The sequence below is a fragment of the Novosphingobium sp. Fuku2-ISO-50 genome, assembly GCF_001519055.1.
Taxonomy (GTDB): Bacteria; Pseudomonadota; Alphaproteobacteria; order Sphingomonadales; family Sphingomonadaceae; genus Novosphingobium.
In genome coordinates, this window is record NZ_KQ954291.1 from 94733 (window position 1) to 119023 (window position 24291).

The following is a 24291-nucleotide window of genomic DNA, read 5'->3' on the forward strand; positions in this document are numbered from 1 at the left end:
ATTTTTGCAACCGAGCATGGCCTTAGCTATCGTTTATTGCGCAAAGGTCCATATCGCCAATGTCGCCCACCGAATTCGCCCAGGAACAGCTCCCCGTTCGTCTCAAGCGAAAGGCAATCGCGATGCTCGGGCCGATGGGCCTGTTCCTCAAGGGCTTCGTGAAGCATCCGGTGATGGTCGGCGCGATCGTTCCTTCGTCGCGGCGCACGATCCGGCGGGTGCTTTCGCCGGTCGACTGGGATCGGTGCCAGGTTTTCGTCGAATATGGTCCGGGCGTCGGCACGTTTTGCCAGCCGGTGCTCGATCGCCTGCGCCGCGATGGCAAGCTGATCGTGATCGACACCAATCCCGATTTCATCGCCTATCTCAAGGCGACGATCCGCGATTCCCGATTCAGCGCGGTCCATGGTTCGGCCGCCGATGTCGAAGCGATCGTCGCCGCGCATGGTTTCGATCATGCCGATTATGTGCTGTCGGGCCTGCCTTTCACCACTTTGCCGCCCGGTGTCGGCCCGGCGATCATGGCGGCGACGCGCAATGTCCTGCGTCCGGGCGGGGCGTTTTGCGTTTATCAGTACACGGCGCGGGCGCGCACGCTGATGAGCGAATATTTCCCGCGCATCGACAAGGGGTTCGAGCCGATCAACGTGCCGCCGTGCGTGATCAGCTGGGGCTGGAAGGACTGAACGCGTCGCCGGTCCCGTTGACGGGGCCGAGCTGCTGATAGGCAGAGGCGGCGATCGCGGCAAAATAGGTATAGCCGACGGCAAATACCACAGCGGCGATCGCCTCGCTGATCATGCGCTGCGCTTCGCCCTGGCTCAGATTGACCAGAACGACGCCGACAAAGATCATCACCAGCCCATAGACCACCACGAAAAGCGTCAGTGCCGGGCCGAAATAGAGCAGGACGCCCAGGAATTGGCCGCGCGTGCGGGACAGGCCACCGACAATCGCGCGAATCGGATTGTACAGCCGCTGCACGACCATTTCCGGCCCGATCAGCACCACGCGGGTCAGCGGATAGATCATCACGATCAGCGAAAGCAGCACCGCGAAAGTTTGCGGCATGATGGCCGCTAGCCCGCCGAGCACCGTCACCCACAAGACCGACAGCACGAGCGCGGTGAGCAATTGCGCCACGAGATAGCTGGGCAAGAGGCGCACTGCCTGGCCGATGGCGGCGCCCACGCTCGGCCGGTCGCGGTCGAGCAGCACGGCAAGCAGAGTCAGGTATCCGACCAGCATCGGCAGCGACAGCGCCAGCATGAGCGGCCCGGCAGAGGCATAGAACCGCGTGATCGCATCGGCGATCTGCTGTTGATCCATGCCGTTGCTCAGCTGCGGCGAAGGCAGCACGACCGCCGCAACCAGTCCGGGAAGGAGAAAGAACACGCCGGCGATCGCGGCAAGCATGTCGCGATTGGCAGAGACCATGCGTCTCGCGCTCTGCCATGCGGCGCTGCTGTCCAGAGTTACCACGGTGGATTACCTCGCTTTCAAAATCACTTCTAGTGCATCGGGGCGACCTGTGGGAACCGGTTTTCGCGAAGTCCGGAACGGGACTTCGCGTTAACACCCCTTGCACCGCGCGGGCAGCGAGGCCAAGTGCCGCATCATGACCGAAGCGAGCCCCAGGCGGGATATAGAGATTCGCGTTGAATCCGCGCGCGTGCCCTATCGCGACGCGCTTGATGCGATGACCGCACGCAACACCGGGATCGCCGAAGGATGCGCCCGCGAACTGGTCTGGCTGCTCGAACATCCGCCGGTCTATACCGCCGGGACGAGCGCGGCACGCGAAGAACTGCTGGACCCGCGGTTTGAAGTGGTCGAGGCCGGTCGCGGCGGGCGCTATACCTATCATGGGCCGGGACAGCGGATCGGCTATCTGATGCTCGATTTGCGGACGCGCGCGCGCGATGTGCGCGGGTTCGTCCATGCGGTCGAAGGCTGGGTCATCGACACACTGGGCGATTTCGGCGTCGAAGCCTGGCGCGCGCCGGGGCGAATCGGCATCTGGACGCAGGGGCGCGACGGGGCGGAGGCAAAGATCGGCGCGATCGGCATCCGCATTCGCCGCTGGGTGACGATGCACGGTTTTGCCGTCAATCTTTCGCCTGATCTTGCCCATTTCGGCGGAATCGTGCCCTGCGGCATCGCCGATTATGGCGTCACCAGCCTTGCCGACCTGGGGCTGGAGGTTAGCGCAGAGGCGTGGGATAAGGCGCTGCTTGCACGGTTTGATGCGTTTCTTGCGCAGCTTGATCGACCTTGCCCGTGATGTACCGCAGTTTCAGCAAACGGATCCTGTCGATGATGTCCTGCAAAGCCCGCCTCGTCATGCTGGCCGTTTTGGCCCCCGTTGCCCTGTCGGGGTTGAGCGGGTGCGGCAAAGGTACGCAGGCGCCCGCCGGCAAGGCTGCCGGTGCACAAGTGTTGCCCGGCACGATCAGCGATTCGATGCTCGACCTCGACCGCTCGCAGGCGCAACCACTGTTGCAACCGGTGCAGCGCAGCCGCCCGAGCGCGGCGGACATCATGGGAGAGGATACCGGCGGCGCGGCCAGCGATGCCGCACCGGACAAGGTTGCGCCGGACAAGGTTGGGGCGCCCAAACCGGCGGACGAAAAGCCCAAACAGCCCTAATCGAGTCCGAGCAGAGCGCGCGCCTGGCGCAAATGCGGCTGGTCGATCATTCGCCCGTCGATCTGCAGCGCGCCGACACCGGGATTGGCGGCAAAGGCGGCGACGATCGCGCGCGCTTCGGCGAGCGCCGCCGCATCGGGGGCAAAGGCCCGGTTGATCACGGCGACTTGTGCGGGATGAATCGCCAGCATCCCGGCGAAACCATCCGCCGCAGCGGCATGGGCCGCCTCGGCCAGCCCGGCCTCGTCGCGAAAATCGGCGTGCAGCGTGTCGATTGCCCAAACGCCCACCGCATGCGCGACGAGCAAAGTCTGCGCGCGCACCAGTCGAAAGGCATCGGTCCAGACGCCGCGCGCATCGCGCTTGCGTGTGACGCCAAGCACTGCGCCAAGATCTTCCGCGCCCCAGGTCAGCCCGGCAAGGCGTGGCAATACGGCATGGGCATAGGCAGGAATGGTGACTGCCGCACGCGCCGTTTCGCTGACCAGTGGGAGGATGCGGGTCTGCCCCGGCGTCAGGCCATGGGCCTGTTCGAGCGCTGCAAGTTCTTCGCCGATCCGTGCGATCTGGTCGGGCCCTTCGGCCTTGGGCACCATGATTCCGACGGGCGCGCCGGGGATGATCGCGGCAAGATCGTCGCGCCACAGCCCGGTGTCGAGCGCGTTGATCCGTACCCAGATCTGCTGATCGGACGGATTGCCCGTTTGCTGGCGCAGCCATTCGCCGGCAAGGGCGCGACCGACCGGTTTGCGATCGGCCGTAACCGCGTCTTCAAGGTCGATAATGACCGCATGCGCGCCGGTTTCGCGCGCTTTGGCCAGTTTGCGTTCGCTGTCGGCGGGGATGAACAGCCAGGAACGCGGGATTGACGTCATAAGAAGCAGCTCCAACCGATGGCGGACCGCCGCCGCCCGCATTGACGCGGGCGGCGGCGGTCGCGATCATGCAGGCGTAGCGACCTCTGCCAGTGTCGGATAGTCGATATAGCCCGCGTCGCCGGGGAAATACCACGACTGCGGCACATTGACGTTGGGCGCGAACGCCGCGCCCACGCGAATGCGCTCGACCAGATCGGGATTCGAGATGAACGGGCGGCCAAAGCTGATCGCGTCGGCGCGGCCCGAAGCGATGTCGGCTTCGGCCTTGTCGACGGTGTAGTCGCTGTTGAGCACCAGCGGACCTTTGTAGATCGAGCGGATCAGTGCGTCCTGTTGCGGCACGTCGGTCGATCCGAACGTTCCGTCGGGGCCGGGTTGGCGCAATTCGAGAAAGGCGATGTTCAGCGCCTGAAGCACGCGCGCCGCTTCGCCGAAGATCGACGCAGGATCGCTGTCATCGACGCCTTGCGAATCGCCGTTGGGCGATAGGCGCACCGAGACGCGATCCGCGCCCCAGATCGAAATCAGCCGTTCGGTCACTTCGCGCAGCAGCCGCGTGCGGTTTTCGACCGACCCGCCGTAATCGTCGTCGCGCAGATTGGTGCCGTTGCGCAGAAACTGGTCGATCAGATAGCCGTTGGCGGCATGGAGCTGGACCCCGTCGAATCCGGCCTTTTTCGCGTTTTCGGCGGCGAGCGCATAATCGTCGATCAGCCGGGGGATTTCATCGAGGCGCAAGGGCCGCGCGACGGCAAAGTCCTTTTTGCCTTCGGGGGTGTGGGCCTGGCCCGGCGCGCGGGTGGCCGATGCCGAAACGGGCGGTTCGCCGCCGAGGAACCAGGGATGGACGATGCGGCCCATGTGCCACAGCTGGGCGACGATGCGCCCACCGGCCTTGTGCACGGCTTCGATCACCGGCTTCCACGCTTCGGTCTGGGCTTCGGTCCACAGGCCCGGCGCAGAGGGCCAGCCGGCGCCTTCGCGGCTGATCCCGGTGGCTTCGCTGATGATCAGCCCGGCGCTGGCGCGTTGACGATAATATTCCGCCATGACTGCGGTCGGCACGCCTTCGGCAGTGGCCCGACCGCGTGTCAGCGGGGCCATGATGACGCGGTTGGGGGCGGCGATGGCGCCAAGCTGGATCGGCTTTAACAAGGATTCGACCATAGGGATGCCTTCTTGCTGGGTGGAAAAGGGAACGGCTCGCCCGCAGGCAATAACCGTTTCCATTTGCAACCTAACCTAGGCAAGGACCGCCGCCCTGACAACTGCCCCGTCGTTCAGAAAATCTCTCGAACGACAAATCAGCCCTATCCGTTCAGCGCGCGCCGAGGTCGCCCATGCCCACTGTGCCCGAGGCAAGGTCAAGCATCGCATCGAGGCTCTTTTTCGCGGCAAGCCGCAGGTTTTCCTCGATATGCACCACAGGCTTCAGGTCGCGCAGCGCCAGATAGAGCTTTTCCAGCGTGTTGAGCGCCATGTAGGGGCAGATGTTGCAATTGCAGTTGCCGTCGGCGCCGGGGGCACCGATGAACGTCTTGTTCGGCATGGCCAGTTGCATCTGATGGATGATGTGCGGCTCGGTGGCGACGATCAGCGTCTGCGCCGGGGTTTCCTTCGCATAGGCGAGGATGCCGCTGGTCGATCCGACATAATCGGCATGGTCGATGATATGCGGCGGGCATTCCGGGTGCGCCGCGACCGGGGCGCCGGGGTGCTGCGCCTTGAGCTTGATCAGCTCGGTCTCGCTGAACGCTTCATGGACAATGCACACGCCCGGCCAGAGCAGCATTTCGCGCCCGAACTTGCGATTGAGATAGCCGCCGAGATGGCGGTCGGGGCCGAAGATGATTTTCTGTTCGGGCGGGATCTTCGACAGGATCGTTTCGGCGCTGGAGCTGGTGACGATGACGTCGGACAGCGCTTTTACTTCGGTCGAACAGTTGATGTAGGTCAGCGCGATATGATCGGGGTGCGCCTCGCGAAACGCCTTGAAGCGGTCGGGCGGGCACGAATCCTCAAGGCTGCATCCGGCATCCATGTCGGGCAGGATCACGGTTTTTTCGGGCGCGAGAATCTTGGCGGTCTCGGCCATGAAGCGCACGCCGCAAAAGGCGATGACATCGGCATCGGTCGCCGCCGCCTTGCGCGACAGTTCGAGCGAATCGCCGATATAGTCGGCCAGATCCTGAATTTCCGGGCGCTGGTAATAATGCGCCAGAATCACCGCGTTGCGCTCTTTGCGCAGCCGGTCGATTTCGGCGCGCAAGTCGGTTCCGGCGGGCAGGGCAGTCTGGGCCGTCATGGGGTAAATCCTGTCAGGTGTTCGGACGCGAGGCGACTTAGGCCTGTGTCGGGGCTTGGGCAAGTGTCGGGTCTGGGGCAAGTGCGCTCGCTTGCCACAGATCGCCATCGGCGGCGACGCGGCCCTGGCGTTCGAGATCGATCAGATGCGCCAGAACCGATCGGCCCGCCGCGCCGTGCAGTCGCAGATCGAGCCCTTTGTACATCGACGCCACCAGATCGGGGATCGTGCGCGGGGCCGCTTCAAGCAGTGTCGCGATCTGGCGTTCGCGCTGGCGGCGGTGGCCGATCATGCCGCGCACGAATTGGCGCGGATTGTCGATCTGCGGCCCGTGCGCGGGGTAATAGACGCGATCCTCGCGCTCTTGCAGTCGGGCCAGGCTGGTCAGATAGGCCGCCATGTCGCCATCGGGCGGCGAAACCACGCTGGTCGACCAGCCCATGACATGATCGCCGGTAAACAGCGCGCCGCTTTCGATCAGGGCATAGCACAAATGGTTGCTGGTATGCCCGGGGGTTGCCACTGCCTCGATCGTCCAGCCTTCGCCCGACAGGCGCTCGCCATCGGCCAGCACGCGGTCGGGGCGATAATCGGGGTCGAACGCGGCATCGGCGCGGGGCCCGTCATCTTCGAACGACAGCGCGGCGCAGCCGATGATCGGCGCGCCGGTTGCGGCCTGAAGCGCGCGCGAGGCGGGGCTGTGGTCGCGATGGGTATGGGTGCACACGATCGCGGCGACTTTCACCGGGCCGATCGCGGCCAGAATAGCCTCGATATGCCCGTCTCCGCGCGTATCGGCATGACCGGCAAGGCCGGTATCCGCCGGGCCGGGATCGATCACGGCCAGATCGGCCCCGCGGCCCACGAGATAGGTCTGCGTGCCGGTAAACGTATAGGGCGATCCGTTGGGGGCGAGCACGCGGCGGACCAGCGGCTCAAGCCGGACCGCCCGTCCGGTCGGCCAGGTGGACGGGTCGTGGGGGTTTTCCGCAGGGATCGCTTCGGTCATGTCCCCATGATGGGCATTCCGGTTGCGCCGCGCAACTTTTTCGCAATTCACGCCTGCTTTAGCGCGGCGTGGGCCAGCCGTTCGCGCAGCCGTTCGCGCAGGCGCTCGATGGCCCCGGGCTGGGCGGGGGTCTCGTTGCGCCACGCCTGTTCGAGCCGCTGGATACGGGCATAGAGCCGTTCGCTTTGATGCACGAGCGCGGCGAGATCGGGCGGAAGGTGGTCGACGATCATCGAGTCGCTGGCGGGAAAATGGCTGATCAGGCGACCGTGGCGGCGCAGTTGCACCGCGCTGATCTGCCCGGCGAACCAGGCGCGATGGTTCAGCAGCCAGGCAAGGCAGTGCATCACGCGGGTGGTGGTGCGCAAGGCCTCGCACATCACTTCCACATCGTCCGGCCCGCAATTCCGGCCAGAATCGGAAATCCGGCCCGAATCGGAAGTGCCATCTGGCCCCGTGCGGACCAGACGGGCGAATTGCACCGTACCGCCCGCCGCCTGGCGCAAGTCGTCAAACCGGCTGCGCGCGGCATCGGCCAGCACGAGGGCCTCGGTATAGAGCGCTTCGACAATGCGCGGATTGAGGCTTGGCACTTCGGTCATGGCGGCGGCATAGCGGGGTGTGCCGACCGGGCTCAACCGTTCGCATTGGCCGGTTGATCGGCTGTATCGGATTGGCACGCCGCAAAGCGCGCGCAATCGACTGCCACGACGTGTAAAACCGCTATTTTACGCGATGATGTCGGGGATGAGGTGATCCTCGATCAGGCTGATCTGATCCTTCAGGCGCAATTTCCGCTTTTTCAGCCGGGCAATCTGCAATTGATCGTTTGCGCCCGCCAGGGTCAAGGCATCGATCGCGGCATCGAGATCACGGTGTTCCAGTCGCAGCGCGGTCAGTCGCTTGCGCATTTCGTCTTCGGTCACTCCTGGCCAACTCCTCGACGCCAACGCTTCTGCACGCAACCGGAGCGCGCATGGGCGAGGCGCGCAACGGGTCTGGTCCGGCAAACCTTTGTCTCTGCCGCCCACCGCCCCGGACCTTCCGGCGATGAAGCGCGTTGCGCGAGGGTCCGCTTGCCCTTTTGCTTGACCAGATCTTTCGATCTGCCCCGCAAACATTGCGTACCGACGCGACAACGCTTGCAAGATACGGCGAATGTGGGAGCATGACAACGCACCTGCTGCCCGGGCTTATCCACCGGGACGAGTCGCGACAGCGGGGGCGACGAGAGCTCGGCCGGCAATGGCCGGTCGGATAGGGCCCGCGACTTCCATCAGGGAAGTCCTGGCATGAAGGAGGCACTGGATGGAATCCTCGCACTTCAGCGCGTTGCAAAACAAACATGCCGGTCTCGAACGCCGCATTTCCGAGGAAATGACTCGACCATCGCCCGATGCGGTTCTGATCAAGGATCTCAAGCGCCGCAAGCTCAAGATCAAGGAAGAGTTGGCGCAACTGCACTGATCCTGCGCCCTTTTCGGGCATCGGAAGGAAAGGGCGGCGGGACGCGAAGCCCGCCGCTTTTTTGTCGGTCGCCCCGTCTTGCCTGAAATCGGCTCTTGCTTGCACCCGGCGCTCTAAAAAACAGTCTGTTTTCAAGAAGGGCGCGCCAACGTCGTGTCTGCGGCTTGCAAAACGCGCCCCTTGCGCTAGGCCATGGGTCATGCCTCCGCAGACAGCCGCCGCCGCCGCCCGGGCAATCCTGACCTCGCTGCACGAGATTATGGCTTCGCGCAGCGGAGCGCAGGCCAAGCTCAATCAGGTCGTCGAGGTGATCGGCGAGAAGCTTCATAGCGAAGTCTGCTCGATCTATCTCCTGCGCGAAGGCATGCTTGAGCTTTTCGCCACGCGCGGGCTCAACCAGCAGGCCGTCCACGTTACGCGGATGGCGGTGGGCGAAGGTCTTGTCGGCACGATCGCGCTGCACACCGAATCGCTGAATCTGGCCGAAGCGGCGGCGCACCCCGATTTCGCGTTTCGCCCGGAAACCGGCGAAGAGCGCTTTCACTCGTTCGCCGGGGTGCCGATCGTGCGGCGCGAACGCGCGGTCGGCGTGGTCGCGGTGCAGCATGTCGAGCCGCGCCGCTACGAAGAAGTCGAAATCGAGGCATTGCAGACCGTGGCGATGGTGCTTTCGGAACTGATCGCCAACGCCGGGCTGATCGACGAGGACGATTTCCTGGGCTCGGGCGCCCACATGACGGGGCCCGAACGCTTGCAGGGCCTGACTCTGGTCAAGGGCATCGCATCGGGCGCGGCCGTGTTTCACCAGCCGCGCGTCACGATCGAACAGATCGTCGCCGATGATACCGAGGCCGAGCGGCAGCGCGTCTATCTTGCCTTTGACAAGATGCGCGAACAGATCGACCGCATGGCGAGTCAGGCCGAATTCGGCGTGGGCGGAGAGCACGAGGAAGTGCTCCAGACCTACAAGATGTTCGCCTATGACGAAGGCTGGGGCCGGCGCATCAATGAAGCGATCGATTCCGGACTGACCGCCGAGGCTGCGATCGAGCGGGTGCAGCAGCGCACCCGCATGCGCATGCGCCAGATCGACGATCCGTTGCTGGCCGATCGCATGCACGATCTGGAGGACTTGTCCAACCGGCTCTTGCGGATTGTGTCGGGTCAATTGGGCACGGCTGCGAGCATGGGGCTCAAAGGCGATGCGATTCTCGTCGCGCGCAATCTCGGCCCGGCAGAACTGCTCGAATACGATCGCCGCCGATTGAAAGGCGTGATTCTCGAAGAAGGCTCGCTGACCGCGCACGTGGTGATCGTGGCGCGGGCCATGGGCATTCCCGTGATCGGGCGGTTGCGCGGCCTGCGCGGCAAGCTGCGCGAAGGCGATCATCTGTTGGTCGACGGCGATCGGGGCGTGATCGACGTGCGCCCGACCCCGAGCATGACCGAAGCGTTCGAGGCGCGCTTTGCCAAGAATCGCGAGCGCCAGGCGCATTACGCGGCGATGCGCGATGTTGAGCCGGTGTCTCGCGACGGTCGGCGCATCACGGTGATGATCAATGCCGGCCTGCGCGATGACATGCCGATGCTCAATCTGACCGGGGCAGACGGCATCGGTTTGTTCCGCACCGAATTCCAGTTTCTCGTTTCGGCCACGCTGCCCGCGCGCGAGCGCCAGACGCGGCTCTATCGCGATGTGCTCGATGCGGCGGGCGACCGGCCGGTGGTGTTCCGCACGGTCGACATCGGCGGCGACAAAGTGCTGCCCTACCTGCGTCAGGATGACAGCGCGCTCGAGGAAAATCCGGCGATGGGCTGGCGCGCCTTGCGCGTTGCGCTCGAACGCGACGGGCTGCTCAAGGTTCAGGCGCGCGCGCTGATCGAGGCGGCGGGCGGACGCACGCTCAACGTCATGTTCCCGATGGTCACCGAACCGTGGGAATTCGACGCGGCCAAGGCGGTGTTCGAAAGCCAGGTGGCCTTTCTCAAAAAGCAGAAGAAGCTGCTGCCCGAAGCGATCCGCTATGGCGCGATGGTCGAAGTGCCGGCGATTGCCGAATGGCTCGACGTGCTGGCGCCGCGCCTGTCGTTCCTGTCGATCGGCACAAACGATCTGACCCAGTTTCTGTTTGCCGCCGATCGCGGTCACCCCAAGCTGGCCGAACGCTATGACTGGGTCTCTCCGGCGATCTTGCGCTTTCTCAATCGCGTGGTCTGTGCGGTTGCGCCGTTTGGCACCGACATTACCGTATGCGGCGAAATGGGCGGGCGTCGGCTTGAGGCGCTGGCGCTGCTCGGGCTGGGCATCACGCGGCTGTCGATCACCCCGGCTTCGGTCGGGCCGATCAAGGAACTGGTCAGCAAAGTCGACATTGGCGCGATTCGCCTGGCCATGACCGGCTGGCTGGTCGATCCGCCGGCCAATATGCGCGCGACGCTGACCGAATGGGCGGCGGATCACGGAATAGACTGCGACTGAGCGCAAGCGCCGATGGCCATTTGTGGCGGCCGCCGGACCTCCTTGCGCCACGCATCGCAAGCCATGGCCGTTGCGCCGCGATTCCCGTTGACATTCTTGGGATTGCAACCAAGCCTGCCTAAGGGAATTTCACCATACCAAGGGTTGCACAAGCATAATGGATCAAGCGCGCGACGCCGTGGCCCCGGACGGCGATCACGGCGGTGGGTACGAAGGCAAGGCGGGAACGTCTGCGCCTTCCCAACTGCCCCAGACGGCAAGTGCGCGCCTGCGGGCCGCGCGTGAAGCGCTTGGCCTGACGACGGGCGATATCGCCGCGCGCACCCGTATTACCATTCGTCATGTCGAAGCGCTCGATCGCGGCGATCTCGCCGCTTTGCCAGGTCGGCCTTATGTTCTTGGATTTGTACGAAATTATGCCCGCGCAGTCGGGCTCGATGGCGCAGAACTGGCCACGTTGGCGCGCAGCGAGATGGACGCGAGCGTGCCCCGGCCCGTGCCGCGCATGGTTCACCAGTTCGATGTCGACGATCCGGCCAAGATTCCGTCACGGCTGGTTACCTGGGCGGCGTTGGGTCTGGTCATCGCGGTGTTGGCCGCCGGCGGCGTGTTCTGGCGCAGCTATTACGCGCCCGGTGCGGCGCTGCCTTCGCTGGTCGAGCCTGATTCGGCGCCGAAGCCCAGGCCTGCTGTCGTGGCCAAACCCGCTGCGGTGCCCGCAGGCCCGGTGGTGTTTACCGCGCGCGAGGACGGCATCTGGGTAAAATTCTACGACGGGCACGGGACGCAACTGCTGCAAAAGCAATTGGCTCGGGGTGAAAGCTATACCGTGCCCACCGATGCGGTCGATCCCAGGCTGTGGACCGGGCGGCCCGACGCCTTGACGATCACCGTCGCCGGGCAGGCGGTTGCGCCGTTGTCCGACAAGCGCGGGATCGTGCGCGATGTGCCGGTGACAGCGCAAGCGCTGCTGGCGCGCGCGCCGGTTGCTGCCGCGTCTCCGCCCGCCCTTTCTCCTGCCGCCACTTTTCCTGCTGCCACCTCTCCTGCCGCCGCACCCGCGCAGCCGCGGCACAAATCGCGCCGGACTGCCGCCCATGTCGAGGCGGCGCCTGCGGCGTCCTCCACCCCGGTCGCTGCCGACGCGGCGGCGGCGCCTTTGGCGACGTCAACTCCGGCACCGCCACCACAATAAGGTTCTGTCGCGCGCGCTCGACTTCGCGGCGACACTGCGGCAAAATCGGTGCCGCGCCGAAACGGCCATGCGCCGTAAAGCTGTTGCTTTTGTTGGAGTATCCATGACTTTCACTTTGCCGCTGCGCGATTCGACCGGTCGCCGCCCGTCACGCCCGATGCTGAAGCGCCTGCTGCCGGTGTTGATCGGGGTGCTGGCCGTCCCGGCGCTGGTTCCGGTCGCGGCCTATGCGGACACGCCCTCACAAGGGGTTGAAACGACCGAAGCGCGGCTGCGCCGGATCGAGGGCGAATTGCGCGCGCTGCAGCGCAAGGTTTTTCCCGACGGCGCAGGCAAGACTTTCGCTCCCGAAATCGCCCCGGGCTCGCCCGGGGCTGCGGCGACTGTTCCTTCGGGCAATGCAGGCGCGCTGAGCGACGTGCTGGCGCGGATGGATGCGGTCGAGGCGCAAATGAAATCGCTGACCGCGACCAGCGAAGACAATCAGAACCGGCTGGCCAAACTCGAAGGGCGGATCGGCGCCGTCGAAACGGCACAAGCCGGCGCCGCCGCGGCGAGCTCCCCCCCGCAGCCCGTGCCGCCGCCCGTCGATGCCCCGCCTGTGCCCCCGGCAAAACCGGTCAAAGGGGCTGCAAAGGGCAAGGCCGCTTCGACAGACAGTGCCGCCACGCCGTCGTCGCCCGCAGCGGGTGATCGCGCCGCAGCGGTCGCCGCGATCGAGCACCCTTCGAGCGACGACAAGGGCGAAGATGCCTATACCTATGGCTATCGCTTGTGGGAGGCGAAGTTCTTCGCCGAATCCGAAGCCGTCCTGCTTGATTTCGTTCAGCAATATCCCGGCCACAAGCGCATCAGCTATGCGCGCAACTTGCTGGGGCGGGCCTATCTCGACGACAACAAGCCGGGCGCGGCGGCGCAATGGTTCGCGCAGAACTATCGCGCCGACAAAGCCGGTGATCGTGCGCCGGACAGCCTGCTCTATCTCGCCGTGGCGATGACCCGGCTCAAGGAAGCCAAGCGCGCCTGCATCGCGCTGGGCGAATTTCGCCAGACATATCCGACCGAATCCGATGGTCGGCTCAAAGGTCAGTATGACGCCGTGACCAGGACGGCGAGCTGTCATTGACGATGTGCCTCTGATCGCGGCGGATCGTATTGCGGCCTTTGCTGCCGACTGGGCCCGGCTCCGGCCCGGCGAGGGGCCGGTCGGGCTTGCCGTTTCGGGCGGGCCGGACAGCCTGGCGCTGTTGCTGATGATGCATGCGGCGGTCGGGGCAGGCGGCTTTGCCGTGGCCACGGTCGATCACGGCCTTCGCGCCGAAGCTGCTGCCGAAGCTGCGCATGTGGCGGCGCTCTGCGACGCGCGCGGGATTGCCCATGCCACTTTGCCGATTGGCCTGGCGCCGGGATCGGCGGTTCAGGAACGCGCGCGCGACGCCCGCTATCGTGCGCTCGAAGGCTGGTGCCGCGAACGGGGCCTGACAGCGCTGGTTACCGCGCACCACGCCGACGATCAGGCGGAAACCATGATCATGCGGATGAACCGGGGGGCGGGCTTGCGCGGCCTTGCCGGAATGCGCGCTCGCACGATCGTGCCCGGCGGCGATCTGCCGTTGTTGCGGCCCTTGCTCGGCTGGCGGCGCGAAACGTTGGTCGCGCTGGTTGCCGGAGCGGGGATCGAGGCCGTCGACGATCCGTCGAATCGCGACACGCGATTTGAACGCGTGCGCATGCGTGAAGGGTTGGCAGGGGCGTCCTGGCTCGATCCTGCCGGTCTTGCGGCCGCATCGGGGCATCTTGCCGAGGCCGATGCCGCGCTCGACTGGGTGGCGAACCGGGTGCCGCTGGACGGCGGGGCGATCGATGGCGTGATTGCGTTCGATCCTGATTTGCCCCGCGCGCTGGCGTTGCGCGTGCTCCAGCGCGTGCTCGTGCGGCTTGGCGGCGGCGTGCCGCGCGGGCGCGATCTGGCGCGCTGGCACGACCGACTCGCGGGCGGCGAGGTAGCGACGCTCGCCGGAGTGCGCGGCGACGGGCGGGCGCGGCCATGGCGATTCAGTCCGGCGCCGCCGCATCGTGGCCGCTGATCGAGAAATCCACTGACACCCGCGCAGAAATTCGCACGTATGGTTATATTGCCATTCACCCGCGCCTTCCTACATTGGGCCAACGAAAGGGCAGGACGAGTCTGCCCGGCAGAAAGCGACACGCGATGAACGACGACCAGCCGCAGGGTAATCCCTGGATCAAGAACCTTCTGGTGTACGGCGGGATTTTCCTGGCGCTGCTGCTGGTGGTTTCGATGTTCAGCGCCCGCAGCGATTCGACCGGCACCTTGATGCGCTATTCGGATTTCCGTGCCCATGTCACGGCAGGCGATGTGCGCGAGGTTCAGATCGGCTCTGACCGGATCACCGGCACGCTCAAGAACGATCAGCAGTTTCAGACCGTGCCGATCCCGGGCGATACCGACCTTGCCAAGCTGTTGCAGGACAAGGGCGTGCAATATGCCGGCAAAGCCGCCGAGGAGCCCAATGTCCTGCTCTATTTCCTCGCTCAGTCGCTGCCGTTCCTGTTGATTCTCGGCATGGTCATTTTCGCGCTGCGCCAGATGCAAAAAGGTGGCGGCTCGGGCGCGATGGGCTTTGGCAAGTCCAAGGCCAAGCTGCTGACCGAACGATCGGGCCGGGTCACGTTCGACGATGTCGCCGGGATCGACGAAGCGCGCGAGGAACTGCAGGAAATCGTCGAATTCCTGCGCGATCCCAGCCGCTTTTCCAAACTCGGCGGGCAGATTCCCAAAGGTGCATTGCTCGTCGGCAGCCCCGGCACCGGCAAGACCTTGCTCGCGCGCGCCATCGCCGGCGAAGCGGGCGTGCCGTTCTTCACCATTTCGGGCTCGGACTTTGTCGAAATGTTCGTCGGCGTCGGCGCCAGCCGCGTGCGCGACATGTTCGAACAGGCCAAGAAAAACGCGCCGTGCATCGTCTTCATCGACGAAATCGACGCGGTCGGTCGTCATCGCGGGCATGGCCTGGGCAATTCCAACGACGAACGCGAACAGACGCTCAACCAGCTTCTGGTCGAAATGGACGGCTTCGAGGCCAACGAAGGCATCATCATCATTGCCGCGACCAACCGCCCCGACGTGCTCGATCCGGCGCTGTTGCGTCCGGGCCGGTTTGACCGGCAGGTGGTCGTGCCGATCCCTGACATCGAGGGCCGCGAAAAGATCCTCGGCGTACACATGAAGAAAGTGCCGCTCGCGCCCGACGTCAATCCGCGCGTGATTGCGCGCGGCACGCCCGGCTTTTCGGGCGCGGACCTCGCCAATCTGGTTAACGAGGCGGCGCTGCTGGCCGCGCGGCGCAACAAGCGCCTCGTCGCGATGCAGGAATTCGAAGACGCCAAGGACAAAGTCATGATGGGCGCGGAACGGCGCTCGATGGTCATGACCGAGGAAGAAAAGAAGATGACCGCCTATCACGAGGCCGGTCATGCCATCGTTTCGGTCAATGAAACGGCCAGCGACCCGATTCACAAGGCGACGATCATCCCGCGCGGTCGCGCGCTGGGCATGGTCATGCGTCTGCCCGAGCGCGACAGCTATTCCTATCATCGCGACAAGATGCTGGCCAACCTGTCGGTCAGCATGGGCGGTCGCGTGGCCGAGGAAATCATTTTTGGCCATGCCAAAGTGTCGTCGGGCGCTTCGTCGGACATTCAATATGCCACCAGTCTGGCGCGCAACATGGTCATGCGCTGGGGCATGTCGGACAAGCTCGGCCCGCTGCTCTATGAAGAAAGCCAGGACGGCTATCTCGGCATGGGCATGTCGCAGCGCACGATGATGTCGGACGAAACCGCCAAGCTGATCGACAGCGAAATCCGCAAGCTGGTCGACGATGCCCACGCCCGCGCAACGACGGTCCTGCAGGACAATGCCGACAAGCTGCGTCTGCTGGCCGAAGCGCTGCTCGAATACGAAACGCTGACCGGTGAAGAGATCAAGAAGCTGATCGAGGAAGGCAAGCTCGACCGGCCCGACAGCGCTTCGGACGATTCGCGGCCGCCGATGCCGCAGATTGTCTCGGTGCCGCGTGCCGGTCGCCGCTTTGTCGGTGTCGATGCCAATGCGGGCGCGCCGCGTCCGCTCGGCGCGTAAGAGGCAGGAATGGCGTTTACCAGCGAAGCGATCGTTCTGCGCCAGCCGGGCGGGCCCGAAGCGCTCGTTCTCGAAACGGTGACTGTACCCGCGCCCAGCCCCGGTCAGATCCTGATCCGGCAAAGCGCGGCTTCGGTCAATTTTCACGACATCTATGTCCGCTCGGGCGCATACAAGACACTGCCCCTGCCCGGTATTCCGGGATTGGAAGCGGTCGGTCGCGTCGAAGCGCTGGGCGAAGGCGTGCATGATTTCGCGATCGGGGATCGCGTCGCCTATATCGATCGGCATTACGGCGGGTATGCGCGGTTGCGCGTGCTGGCGGCAGAGCTTGCCGTGCCGCTTCCCGACGGGATCGACGATGGCGTTGCGACCGCCTGGTATCTCAAGGGGCTGACCGCGCAGGCGCTGGTCGACGATGTCGAGCCGGTCCATGCCGGCAGCGTGGTTCTGGCTCAGGCCGCCGGGGGCGGGGTGGGGCAGCTGGTCGCGCGCATGGCCAAGTTGCGCGGCGCAACCGTGATCGGCACCGCCGGCTCGCCCGAAAAGGCGGCGATCGCGCGCGCTGCCGGTTGTGACCATATCATCGCCTATCGCGAGGCCGATGTTGCCGCCGGGGTGATGGAACTGACCGGTGGCCGGGGTGTCGATGTCGTGTTTGACGCCGTGGGCAAGGACACGTTCGAGGGCTCGCTCGCATCTTTGGCGACCAAGGGGCATCTGGTTCATTACGGTCAGGCCTCCGGGCCGATTCCGCTGTTCGATCTGTCGCGGTTGGGTGCGAAATCCGCCAAAGTCTCGCGCCCGTTCCTGTGGCCTTATATCCATCCGCGCGACAAGTTGCTGTCCGCTTCGGCCAGTCTGTTTGCGGCGATGGCGGCGGGCGATCTGCCGCTCTTGCTGGGCGGGCGGTTTCCCCTGGCCGAGGCTGCCGCTGCCCATGCCGCGCTCGAAGCGCGCGCTGCGGGGCCTTTCGCGCTCGACTGCTGACTCTCCGACGTCGTTTTACCTGCCCTTAACCTTGCGCGTGCAGGGATTGCGCCTTGTTTGCGGCAGGATGGAAGACGACGCCAATGGCCTTTGCCGGCTCGGACACCGCGCTGATCGAAGCGCGCAGTTTTGGCCGGGCGCGGCCGGGGCAGCCGGCTGCGCGCCGGACGCCGCTGCCCAGGGCAGAGCCTGAACCGCAAGCCGAGATCGCCGCGCCGCCTTCGCTGCGCGATGGATCGCATCCGCTGGCGCGGCGCTGGGATGCGCTTTGCCGCAAGATCGAAGCGCGGCTGGCCGGGGGTACGCTTGCCGTCGACTTGCGCGCGGAATTGGGCAGTCGCCGCTGGTTTGGCGGTCTTGCCCGGCTTACCCTCTATGCTTTGCCATCGCTGATTTGCATGCCCGGCTTCGCGCCTTTCGAAGCGGCGCCGTTGCCGGTCCCCGGTGATGGTGAAGCGGTCGAACTTCATGCGCAGGCCGTGCGCCCCTTGTTCGCTGGCGGGGCGACCGGGCGTCATTTTGCCGCAACGGACATGGTCGCGCGGCTCGATTCGGTGCCCGAGCGCGCGACGATCGCGCTGGGCGCGGTGCTGGGCGAAAACGATGATCTGGCGCACATGTTGCAGCGCCTTGGGCTCGCCGCCCGTGATGCCGATGCCGTCAAGGCCATGGTGGTGCCGCTGGGCACGCCGACGCCGGGCACGCGCTTTGCCGTGACATTGGGCGCGCGCGCGGCTGCGGGCGAACCGCGCCCCTTGCTCGCCCTGTCCTTTCGCCCGCGCTTTGATCTTGATGTCACGATTGCCCGTCAGGGCGGTGGGTTGGCTCTGACCAGGCGACCGATTCCGGTCGATGCGACGCCGGTGCATCTGGTCGGTGCGGCGGGATCGAGCCTCTATCGCTCGGCACGTGCCGCAGGGGCGGAGCCCGAGACGGTGCAGGCCTATCTTCAGGCGATCGACCAATATCTGCCGTTCGAAGCGATTGCGCCGACCGATCAGTTCGAGCTGGTCGTGGCGCACAAAAAGGCGCTCGACGGGACGAGCGGCGGCGCCGGGCAGGATGGCGAGCTGCTCTATGCCGGGGTGTTGCGCGACGGCAAGCCGCTGCTGCAGGTCATGCGCTGGGGCAATGACGGCAATTTCTATACGCCCGAAGCGCTGGCGGGCGCGGCGGAGCAAGGGTCGGGCCTGCTCGCAGCGCCGGTTTCAGGCAATATCACCTCGTGGTTCGGCATGCGCCGCCATCCCATTCTCGGGTTTGTCCGCATGCACGCCGGGGTCGACTTTGCCGCGACTTATGGATCGCCGATCTTTGCCGTGACCGACGGCGTGGTCAGCTATTCCGGTTGGCACGGCGGCCATGGCAACTATGTCCGGCTGGCGCACGGCGGCGGGATCGACACCGGCTATGGTCACATGAGCCGGATCGCGGTCGGCGTCGGCATGCATGTCACGCGCGGGCAGGTGATCGGCTATGTCGGATCGACCGGGCTGTCGACGGGGCCGCACCTGCATTACGAACTCTATCGCGGCGGGCAGCCGGTCGATCCGCTGTCGATCCGCTTCGTGCCGCACCATGCCCAAGTCAATCCGCAGGAACTGACCTCGTTTCGCGTGCGCATGCACCAGTTGCTGATGCTGCCCCGGTTGGGCGCGAAAAGCTGAGATTCGACACAGGTTTTCGGCGAAAACCCTTTTGCCTTGGGCCCCTGGTCGATATGACAGCCGACCATGACCAGCTATCCTCATGTGCGCTTGCGTCGCACCCGTGCCTCGGCCTGGAGCCGCGCGCTCCATCGCGAAGTCGAAGTGACTCCCGCCGATCTGATCTGGCCCCTATTCGTGACCGAAGGCCACGATCTGGAGGCGCCGGTTACCTCGCTGCCCGGCGTGTCGCGCTGGTCGGTCGATCGCATCGCTGCGCAGGCAAAGCTGGCCGTGGCGGCGGGGATACCCGCGCTGGCGCTGTTTCCCAATACCCAGCCCGAACGGCGCAGCCATGACGGTGGCGAAGCGCTCAATCCCGACAACCTGATGTGCCGCGCGATCCGCGCGATCAAGGATGCCTGCGGCAACGATATCGGCGTGCTGACCGATGTCGCGCTCGATCCTTATACCAGCCATGGGCAGGATGGGCTGATCGACGAGGAAGGCTATGTCGTCAACGACGAGACGGTCGAAGTGCTCGTCGGGCAAAGCCTCAATCAGGCCGCAGCGGGCGCGGACATCATCGCGCCGTCCGACATGATGGATGGTCGCGTTGCCGCGATCCGCGCCGCGCTGGAAGAGGCGGGGCATATCAATGTCCAGATCATGTCCTATGCCGCCAAATATGCGTCCGCCTTTTATGGTCCGTTTCGCGATGCGGTCGGCAGCCATGGCCTGCTCAAAGGCGACAAGAAGACCTATCAGATGGACCCGGCCAACGCCGAGGAAGCCTTGCGCGAAGTCGAACTCGACCTTGCCGAAGGTGCCGACAGCGTGATGGTCAAGCCGGGCCTGCCCTATCTCGACATTGCCTACCGGGTAAAACAGGCGTTTGGCGTGCCGGTCTTTGCCTATCAGGTCAGCGGCGAATACGCGATGATCGAGGCTGCGGTGGCAGCGGGCGCAGCCGATCGCGACAAGATGGTGCTCGAAACCTTGACCGCGTTCAAGCGAGCCGGATGTTCGGGCGTTTTGACGTATCACGCGCTCCACGCCGCACGCCTGCTCGGCGCCTGAAGAGGGAAGAGGACAGCACGATGCGCCCCGATGTCACGATCATCCCGTTTCGCGGCAAGACCCCGCGTATCCATGATTCCGCATTTATCGCGCCGGGATGTCGCATTATCGGCGATGTCGAAATCGGCGCGGACGCTTCGGTGTGGTACAACTGCGTCATCCGGGGTGACGTCAACCGGGTGGTGATCGGCGCGCGCAGCAATATCCAGGACGGGACGGTCATCCATTGCGACAGCCCCGACCCGCGTCGGCCCGAAGGCTTTCCGACCGTGATCGGCGACGATGTGCTGATCGGGCACATGGCGATGATCCATGGCTGCACGATCCACGATCGCGGCTTTGTCGGGCTGTCGACGACGGTGATGAACGGCTGCGTGATCGAAAGCGACGGGATGTTGGCGGCAGGGGCCTTGCTGACCCCGGGCAAACGGATCGGCGCGCGGCAACTGTGGGGCGGGCGTCCGGCGGCCTATATGCGCGATCTGACCGAAGCGGCGCTGGCCGAAATGCAGCTCGGCGTCGCGCACTACGTCCTCAATGCAAAGGCGCACAAGGCCGCGCTGAACGATGGCACGGGCAAAGACTGATCTGCCGCCGGCTGCGGCGATTCGCGCGCTGGCCGATGACGAGGGGCGCCTTGCCGTGCGCGTGACCCCCGGCGCGCGCGAAGAGGCGGTGACCATCGTCGATGGCCGCGTGCTTGTGAAAGTGCGGGTCAAGCCCGAGGATGGCAAAGCGACCGCAGCGGTGCTCGCGCTGCTGGCCGAGGCATTGGGAGTCGCGCCGAGCCGGCTCGAAATGTTGCGCGGCGCAACTGCGCGCGAAAAGCTGTTTCGGATTCCGCTCTGATCGGGGAGTCGATCAGTCCTTGGCCATGCCCAGCGCCATGCGTTGCAGCACGTCGGACAAGGCTTCGGCAATTTCGCGGTCGGCGGGCGCGGCATCGGCGATCGCGCGGCCCATGGCATCGGCCCATTGCTGCGCCGTATCCCGGGTGATCGCAAAGGGGGCGTGCATCGACATCATGCATTTGCCCGGGTTCGCTTCCCACCAATCGCGCGGGCCCCCGCTCCATCCGGCAAGGAACAGCGGCAGCGACGCGCGCATGGGTGCAAGGTCGGGCGCATGCATCGCGCGAAGCGCGGCATAGGCCGGGTCTTGCTCCATCAGGTCGTAGAACCGTTCGGTGATCCGGCGCAGTACATCGAGCCCGCCGATGCGGTCATAGGGCGAAAGGCCGGCGTCGGCGGCAGTGGTGGCCAAAGGGATAGTCCTTCAAAGACGGGATCTGACTGCCAAGGCTAGCGCGGTTGGCGGCCAGGCCATTTGACCCGGATCAATTCACACTCCCCCAAGCGGCGCGGCCATGCTAGTTTTTCCCTGAAACCGATCCGACCTGCCACAAGGATGACACTGCCCATGAAGTCGATTTCGACGCTCGTTGCCGCGCTTGGTCTCGCTTTGACGGCGACGCAGCCTGTGCGGGCCGACGCCCCGACCGCCAATCCGGCGCCGGTCAGCGCCCCGGCCACCAAGTTCACGCTCGACACCCCGATCGAGACGCTGGTTGCCGAGCCGCGGACCAAGGCCGTGCTCGAAGCCGATCTGCCCGGGCTGACCAGCCATCCGCAGTTCGATCAGTTCAAGAGCATGAGCCTGACCATGCTGGCCCCGTTTGCCCCCGACCGGCTGACTGCCGATCGGCTCGACAAAGTCAAAGCCGACCTCGCCAAGCTGAATTGATTCGCCCGCGCCGGGCGCAAGGCGGCAGGACATGAAGCGGCATGGCATGAAAAAAGGGGCCGCAGCATGGCTGCGACCCCTTTTTTCATGATGATCGGCGCGTTATGCCTCGTCGGTGTTGGGCGCGTCATCGGTGTTCGGCGCGGGGGCAGTGCCATCGGCCTTGCCCTTGCGCGCTTTCTTCTTGACCAGTTTCGGCGCTGCCGGGGTCAGTTCGAACGACAGCGTCCTGTCGGCGTCGCTTTCGCCCTTCAGGCTGACATGGACTTCGCCGCCATTGGCCAGCTTGCCGAACAACAGTTCTTCGGCGAGCGGTTTCTTGACTTTTTCCTGGATGACCCGCGCCATCGGACGCGCGCCATAGAGTTTGTCATAGCCCCGCCGGGCCAGCCAGGCGCGCGCATCGCTGTCGAACTGGATATGCACGTTCTGCTCGGCCAGTTGCAGTTCGAGCTGGAGGATGAACTTGTCCACCACGCGGCTGACGACTTCGGGCGGCAGATAGCCAAAGGGTACGATGGCATCGAGCCGGTTGCGGAATTCGGGAGTGAACATCCGCTTGACCGCATCGTCGCCCGCGTCTTCCTTTGACACGTCGCCAAACCCGATCCCCTGCTTGGCCATGTCCGACGCGCCCGCATTGGTGGTCATGATCAGCACCACATTGCGGAAATCGACGGTCTTACCGTGGTGATCGGTCAGGCGTCCGTTGTCCATCACCTGCAAGAGGATGTTGAACAAGTCGGGATGGGCCTTTTCGATTTCGTCGAGAAGCAGCACGCAATGCGGCTGCTGGTCGATGGCATCGGTCAGCAGCCCGCCCTGATCAAACCCGACATAGCCCGGAGGCGCGCCGATCAGGCGGCTGATCGAATGGCGCTCCATATATTCGGACATGTCGAAGCGTTGCAGCGGAATGCCCATGATATTGGCCAGACTGCGCGCGACTTCGGTCTTGCCGACGCCGGTCGGTCCCGAAAACAGGAACGAGCCGATCGGCTTGTCGGGATCGCGCAGCCCGGCGCGGCTCAGCTTCATGGCGCTGGACAGGACTTCGATCGCCTTGTCCTGGCCGAACACCAGCCGCTTCAGATCGCGGTCGAGATGTTCGAGCACCCGCTTGTCATCGGAACTGACCGATTTGGGCGGGATGCGTGCCATCGTCGCGATAACCTGTTCGATCTCGCGCGCGGTGATCGTCTTTTTGCGCTTCGAGGGCGGCACCAGCATCTGCATCGCGCCGACTTCGTCGATCACGTCGATCGCCTTGTCGGGCAACTTGCGGTCGTTGATATAGCGCGCCGACAGTTCGACCGCGCTCTTGATCGCCTCGGGCGTGTAGCGGACCTTGTGGTGTTCCTCGAACGCGGTGCGCAGCCCTTTGAGGATCTTGATCGTATCCTCGACGCTGGGTTCGTTGACGTCGATCTTCTGGAACCGGCGCAACAGGGCGCGGTCCTTTTCGAAGTGGTTGCGGAATTCCTTGTACGTGGTCGAGCCGATGCAGCGGATCGCGCCGCTCGATAGCGCCGGTTTCAACAGGTTCGAGGCGTCCATGGCCCCGCCGCTGGTCGCGCCGGCGCCGATCACGGTGTGGATTTCATCGATGAACAGGATCGCGTCCGGCATCTTTTCCAGTTCGCTCACGACTTGCTTGAGCCGTTCCTCGAAATCGCCGCGATAGCGCGTACCGGCCAGCAGGCTGCCCATGTCGAGCGAATAGATCACCGCTTTCGACAGCACTTCGGGCACTTCGCCCTCGACGATCTTGCGCGCAAGACCTTCGGCGATGGCGGTCTTGCCCACGCCTGGATCGCCCACATAGAGCGGGTTGTTCTTGGACCGGCGGCACAGGATCTGGATCGTGCGATCGACCTCGGGCCCGCGCCCGATCAGCGGATCGACTTTGCCCAGCAGCGCCTTTTCATTGAGATTGACGCAGAACTGGTCGAGCGCGGATTCCTTCTTGTTGGCCTTGGTGTCCTGCTTCTCTTCCTGCTTGGGCGCTTCCTCTTCGGCACCCTTGGGCGCGCGGCTGTCGGTCTGGCGCCCGCCCTTGCCGATGCCATGGCTGATATAGCTGACGGCATCGAGCCGGCTCATGTCCTGCTGCTGCAGGAAATAGACGGCATAGGAATCGCGCTCGGAAAACAGCGCGACAAGCACGTTGGCGCCGGTCACGGTGTCCTTGCCCGATGACTGGACGTGCAGGATCGCGCGCTGGATCACCCGCTGGAACCCGGCGGTCGGCTGCGGATCAGCCTTTTCCTGGGTTTTCAGCGACTGGTATTCCTGATCGAGATATTGGCGCACGACGTCGCCAAGATCGCCAAGATCCACCCCGCAGGCTTGCATCACTTGCGACGCGTCGGGATCATCGATCAGCGCGAGCAGGAGATGTTCGAGCGTGGCATATTCGTGGCTGCGCTCCGAAGCATTGGCGAGCGCGGCATGTAGCGTCTTTTCAAGGCTCTGGGCAAAACTGGGCATAGCTGCGCTCTTCAGGAAGGCAGGCCCGGCCACGAAGGCCGGCTGCCGGGTGGAGTCCCTGTGGGGGACGACTGCACAGCCTGGTTTATGCCCTGGCGATTAACCAGGTCTAAACCACGAGGTGCGCGGTTTTGCAGGACCGGATCGTCATACGTGCCGCTGGGTCTCGTGTGGATCGCCTGCGGACCGGCGACG

24 protein-coding genes are annotated in these 24291 nt (G+C 64.9%); 15 read left to right on the forward strand and 9 right to left on the reverse strand.

Annotated elements, in window-relative coordinates; all coding sequences use genetic code 11:
* Positions 1-59 precede the first annotated feature (59 nt).
* A complete protein-coding gene (locus AQZ50_RS10940) occupies positions 60-686 on the forward strand; it encodes a class I SAM-dependent methyltransferase (RefSeq protein ID WP_067746460.1) in 627 nt (208 codons plus the stop codon).
* On the opposite strand, the gene AQZ50_RS10945 is transcribed toward AQZ50_RS10940, so the two are convergent.
* On the reverse strand, positions 664-1437 hold the full coding sequence (locus AQZ50_RS10945) for a hypothetical protein (RefSeq protein WP_067746462.1): 774 nt from the start codon (positions 1435-1437) through the stop codon (positions 664-666). The genes AQZ50_RS10940 and AQZ50_RS10945 overlap by 23 nt on opposite strands.
* A gap of 181 nt (positions 1438-1618) precedes the next feature.
* Between AQZ50_RS10945 and lipB the strand changes: the two genes are divergently transcribed.
* Together lipB and AQZ50_RS10955 are read left to right on the forward strand one after the other, a co-directional pair.
* Positions 1619-2284, forward strand: coding sequence for a lipoyl(octanoyl) transferase LipB (lipB, locus tag AQZ50_RS10950; RefSeq protein WP_067746579.1), 666 nt, complete (start codon positions 1619-1621; stop codon positions 2282-2284).
* A 32-nt stretch (positions 2285-2316) separates the two neighbouring features.
* Positions 2317-2649, forward strand: coding sequence for a hypothetical protein (locus AQZ50_RS10955; protein WP_156427323.1), 333 nt, complete (start codon positions 2317-2319; stop codon positions 2647-2649).
* Here AQZ50_RS10955 and AQZ50_RS10960 read toward each other — a convergent pair.
* The 6 genes from AQZ50_RS10960 to AQZ50_RS10985 form a co-directional block, all read right to left on the reverse strand.
* Entirely contained in the window at positions 2646-3524 is an 879-nt protein-coding gene (locus AQZ50_RS10960) for an HpcH/HpaI aldolase/citrate lyase family protein (RefSeq protein WP_067746580.1), read from the reverse strand. The genes AQZ50_RS10955 and AQZ50_RS10960 overlap by 4 nt on opposite strands.
* Positions 3525-3590: 66 nt before the next feature.
* Positions 3591-4694 carry an alkene reductase gene (locus AQZ50_RS10965; protein ID WP_067746466.1) on the reverse strand — a complete coding sequence of 368 codons (1104 nt, stop codon included), beginning with the start codon at positions 4692-4694 and terminating at the stop codon, positions 3591-3593.
* Positions 4695-4845: 151 nt separating this feature from the next.
* The gene (nadA, locus tag AQZ50_RS10970) at positions 4846-5832 is read right to left on the reverse strand and encodes a quinolinate synthase NadA (protein ID WP_067746468.1); all 987 of its coding nucleotides are present in this window, start codon (positions 5830-5832) and stop codon (positions 4846-4848) included.
* A gap of 37 nt (positions 5833-5869) precedes the next feature.
* The gene (locus AQZ50_RS10975) at positions 5870-6841 is read right to left on the reverse strand and encodes an MBL fold metallo-hydrolase (RefSeq protein ID WP_067746470.1); all 972 of its coding nucleotides are present in this window, start codon (positions 6839-6841) and stop codon (positions 5870-5872) included.
* Positions 6842-6888: 47 nt separating this feature from the next.
* Positions 6889-7443: a DUF1465 family protein gene (locus AQZ50_RS10980; protein ID WP_197412466.1), complete on the reverse strand. Its 555-nt coding sequence runs from the start codon at positions 7441-7443 to the stop codon at positions 6889-6891.
* Between the two features lie 126 nt (positions 7444-7569).
* Complete coding sequence (locus AQZ50_RS10985; protein WP_067746472.1) at positions 7570-7767, reverse strand: YdcH family protein; 198 nt, start codon at positions 7765-7767, stop codon at positions 7570-7572.
* Between the two features lie 382 nt (positions 7768-8149).
* On the opposite strand from AQZ50_RS10985, the gene AQZ50_RS20075 reads away from it, so the two are divergent.
* The 11 genes from AQZ50_RS20075 to AQZ50_RS11035 all read left to right on the forward strand — a co-directional run bounded on the left by AQZ50_RS20075 (position 8150) and on the right by AQZ50_RS11035 (position 20712).
* Positions 8150-8308 carry a YdcH family protein gene (locus AQZ50_RS20075; RefSeq protein ID WP_082703587.1) on the forward strand — a complete coding sequence of 53 codons (159 nt, stop codon included), beginning with the start codon at positions 8150-8152 and terminating at the stop codon, positions 8306-8308.
* A gap of 199 nt (positions 8309-8507) precedes the next feature.
* Complete coding sequence (gene ptsP / locus AQZ50_RS10990) at positions 8508-10787, forward strand: phosphoenolpyruvate--protein phosphotransferase (RefSeq protein WP_067746473.1); 2280 nt, start codon at positions 8508-8510, stop codon at positions 10785-10787.
* 157 nt (positions 10788-10944) lie between these two features.
* Positions 10945-11982: a helix-turn-helix domain-containing protein gene (locus tag AQZ50_RS10995; protein ID WP_067746478.1), complete on the forward strand. Its 1038-nt coding sequence runs from the start codon at positions 10945-10947 to the stop codon at positions 11980-11982.
* Positions 11983-12085: 103 nt separating this feature from the next.
* The gene (locus AQZ50_RS11000) at positions 12086-13108 is read left to right on the forward strand and encodes a tetratricopeptide repeat protein (RefSeq protein ID WP_156427324.1); all 1023 of its coding nucleotides are present in this window, start codon (positions 12086-12088) and stop codon (positions 13106-13108) included.
* 4 nt (positions 13109-13112) lie between these two features.
* On the forward strand, positions 13113-14069 hold the full coding sequence (tilS, locus tag AQZ50_RS11005; protein WP_067746480.1) for a tRNA lysidine(34) synthetase TilS: 957 nt from the start codon (positions 13113-13115) through the stop codon (positions 14067-14069).
* 125 nt (positions 14070-14194) lie between these two features.
* Positions 14195-16147, forward strand: coding sequence for an ATP-dependent zinc metalloprotease FtsH (ftsH, locus tag AQZ50_RS11010; RefSeq protein ID WP_067746483.1), 1953 nt, complete (start codon positions 14195-14197; stop codon positions 16145-16147).
* Positions 16148-16156: 9 nt separating this feature from the next.
* Positions 16157-17137 (forward strand): quinone oxidoreductase family protein, encoded by a 981-nt coding sequence (locus tag AQZ50_RS11015; RefSeq protein ID WP_067746485.1) that lies wholly within the window; start codon positions 16157-16159, stop codon positions 17135-17137.
* 83 nt (positions 17138-17220) lie between these two features.
* Complete coding sequence (locus AQZ50_RS11020; protein ID WP_067746487.1) at positions 17221-18804, forward strand: M23 family metallopeptidase; 1584 nt, start codon at positions 17221-17223, stop codon at positions 18802-18804.
* A gap of 66 nt (positions 18805-18870) precedes the next feature.
* Positions 18871-19863, forward strand: a complete 993-nt coding sequence (gene hemB, locus AQZ50_RS11025; RefSeq protein WP_067746489.1) for a porphobilinogen synthase — start codon at positions 18871-18873, stop codon at positions 19861-19863.
* 20 nt (positions 19864-19883) lie between these two features.
* Positions 19884-20450 (forward strand): gamma carbonic anhydrase family protein, encoded by a 567-nt coding sequence (locus tag AQZ50_RS11030; protein WP_067746491.1) that lies wholly within the window; start codon positions 19884-19886, stop codon positions 20448-20450.
* Positions 20431-20712: a DUF167 domain-containing protein gene (locus AQZ50_RS11035; RefSeq protein ID WP_067746493.1), complete on the forward strand. Its 282-nt coding sequence runs from the start codon at positions 20431-20433 to the stop codon at positions 20710-20712. The genes AQZ50_RS11030 and AQZ50_RS11035 overlap by 20 nt, the downstream gene beginning before the upstream one ends.
* Positions 20713-20724: 12 nt before the next feature.
* Here the strand turns inward: AQZ50_RS11035 and AQZ50_RS11040 are convergent, their stop codons facing one another.
* Positions 20725-21126 carry a group II truncated hemoglobin gene (locus AQZ50_RS11040; RefSeq protein WP_067746495.1) on the reverse strand — a complete coding sequence of 134 codons (402 nt, stop codon included), beginning with the start codon at positions 21124-21126 and terminating at the stop codon, positions 20725-20727.
* Between the two features lie 156 nt (positions 21127-21282).
* On the opposite strand from AQZ50_RS11040, the gene AQZ50_RS11045 reads away from it, so the two are divergent.
* Positions 21283-21606 (forward strand): hypothetical protein, encoded by a 324-nt coding sequence (locus tag AQZ50_RS11045; RefSeq protein WP_156427325.1) that lies wholly within the window; start codon positions 21283-21285, stop codon positions 21604-21606.
* Positions 21607-21708: 102 nt separating this feature from the next.
* Here the strand turns inward: AQZ50_RS11045 and clpA are convergent, their stop codons facing one another.
* The gene (gene clpA, locus AQZ50_RS11050; RefSeq protein ID WP_067746497.1) at positions 21709-24096 is read right to left on the reverse strand and encodes an ATP-dependent Clp protease ATP-binding subunit ClpA; all 2388 of its coding nucleotides are present in this window, start codon (positions 24094-24096) and stop codon (positions 21709-21711) included.
* Positions 24097-24291 lie beyond the last annotated feature (195 nt).

Excerpts from the sequence above, each read along its gene's own strand:
- nadA (WP_067746468.1), bottom strand. The coding sequence starts at position 5,832 with ATGACGGCCCAGACTGCCCTGCCCGCCGGAACCGACTTGCGCGCCGAA.
- AQZ50_RS10995 (WP_067746478.1), top strand. The coding sequence starts at position 10,945 with ATGGATCAAGCGCGCGACGCCGTGGCCCCGGACGGCGATCACGGCGGT.
- AQZ50_RS20075 (WP_082703587.1), top strand. The coding sequence starts at position 8,150 with ATGGAATCCTCGCACTTCAGCGCGTTGCAAAACAAACATGCCGGTCTC.
- AQZ50_RS10965 (WP_067746466.1), bottom strand. The coding sequence starts at position 4,694 with ATGGTCGAATCCTTGTTAAAGCCGATCCAGCTTGGCGCCATCGCCGCC.
- AQZ50_RS11045 (WP_156427325.1), top strand. The coding sequence starts at position 21,283 with ATGAAGTCGATTTCGACGCTCGTTGCCGCGCTTGGTCTCGCTTTGACG.
- ptsP (WP_067746473.1), top strand. The coding sequence starts at position 8,508 with ATGCCTCCGCAGACAGCCGCCGCCGCCGCCCGGGCAATCCTGACCTCG.
- hemB (WP_067746489.1), top strand. The coding sequence starts at position 18,871 with ATGACCAGCTATCCTCATGTGCGCTTGCGTCGCACCCGTGCCTCGGCC.
- AQZ50_RS11015 (WP_067746485.1), top strand. The coding sequence starts at position 16,157 with ATGGCGTTTACCAGCGAAGCGATCGTTCTGCGCCAGCCGGGCGGGCCC.
- AQZ50_RS11035 (WP_067746493.1), top strand. The coding sequence starts at position 20,431 with ATGGCACGGGCAAAGACTGATCTGCCGCCGGCTGCGGCGATTCGCGCG.
- AQZ50_RS10960 (WP_067746580.1), bottom strand. The coding sequence starts at position 3,524 with ATGACGTCAATCCCGCGTTCCTGGCTGTTCATCCCCGCCGACAGCGAA.
- AQZ50_RS10955 (WP_156427323.1), top strand. The coding sequence starts at position 2,317 with ATGATGTCCTGCAAAGCCCGCCTCGTCATGCTGGCCGTTTTGGCCCCC.
- clpA (WP_067746497.1), bottom strand. The coding sequence starts at position 24,096 with ATGCCCAGTTTTGCCCAGAGCCTTGAAAAGACGCTACATGCCGCGCTC.
- AQZ50_RS10940 (WP_067746460.1), top strand. The coding sequence starts at position 60 with ATGTCGCCCACCGAATTCGCCCAGGAACAGCTCCCCGTTCGTCTCAAG.
- AQZ50_RS11000 (WP_156427324.1), top strand. The coding sequence starts at position 12,086 with ATGACTTTCACTTTGCCGCTGCGCGATTCGACCGGTCGCCGCCCGTCA.
- AQZ50_RS11030 (WP_067746491.1), top strand. The coding sequence starts at position 19,884 with ATGCGCCCCGATGTCACGATCATCCCGTTTCGCGGCAAGACCCCGCGT.
- AQZ50_RS10980 (WP_197412466.1), bottom strand. The coding sequence starts at position 7,443 with ATGACCGAAGTGCCAAGCCTCAATCCGCGCATTGTCGAAGCGCTCTAT.
- AQZ50_RS10975 (WP_067746470.1), bottom strand. The coding sequence starts at position 6,841 with ATGACCGAAGCGATCCCTGCGGAAAACCCCCACGACCCGTCCACCTGG.
- lipB (WP_067746579.1), top strand. The coding sequence starts at position 1,619 with ATGACCGAAGCGAGCCCCAGGCGGGATATAGAGATTCGCGTTGAATCC.
- AQZ50_RS11020 (WP_067746487.1), top strand. The coding sequence starts at position 17,221 with ATGGCCTTTGCCGGCTCGGACACCGCGCTGATCGAAGCGCGCAGTTTT.
- ftsH (WP_067746483.1), top strand. The coding sequence starts at position 14,195 with ATGAACGACGACCAGCCGCAGGGTAATCCCTGGATCAAGAACCTTCTG.
- AQZ50_RS10945 (WP_067746462.1), bottom strand. The coding sequence starts at position 1,437 with ATGGTCTCTGCCAATCGCGACATGCTTGCCGCGATCGCCGGCGTGTTC.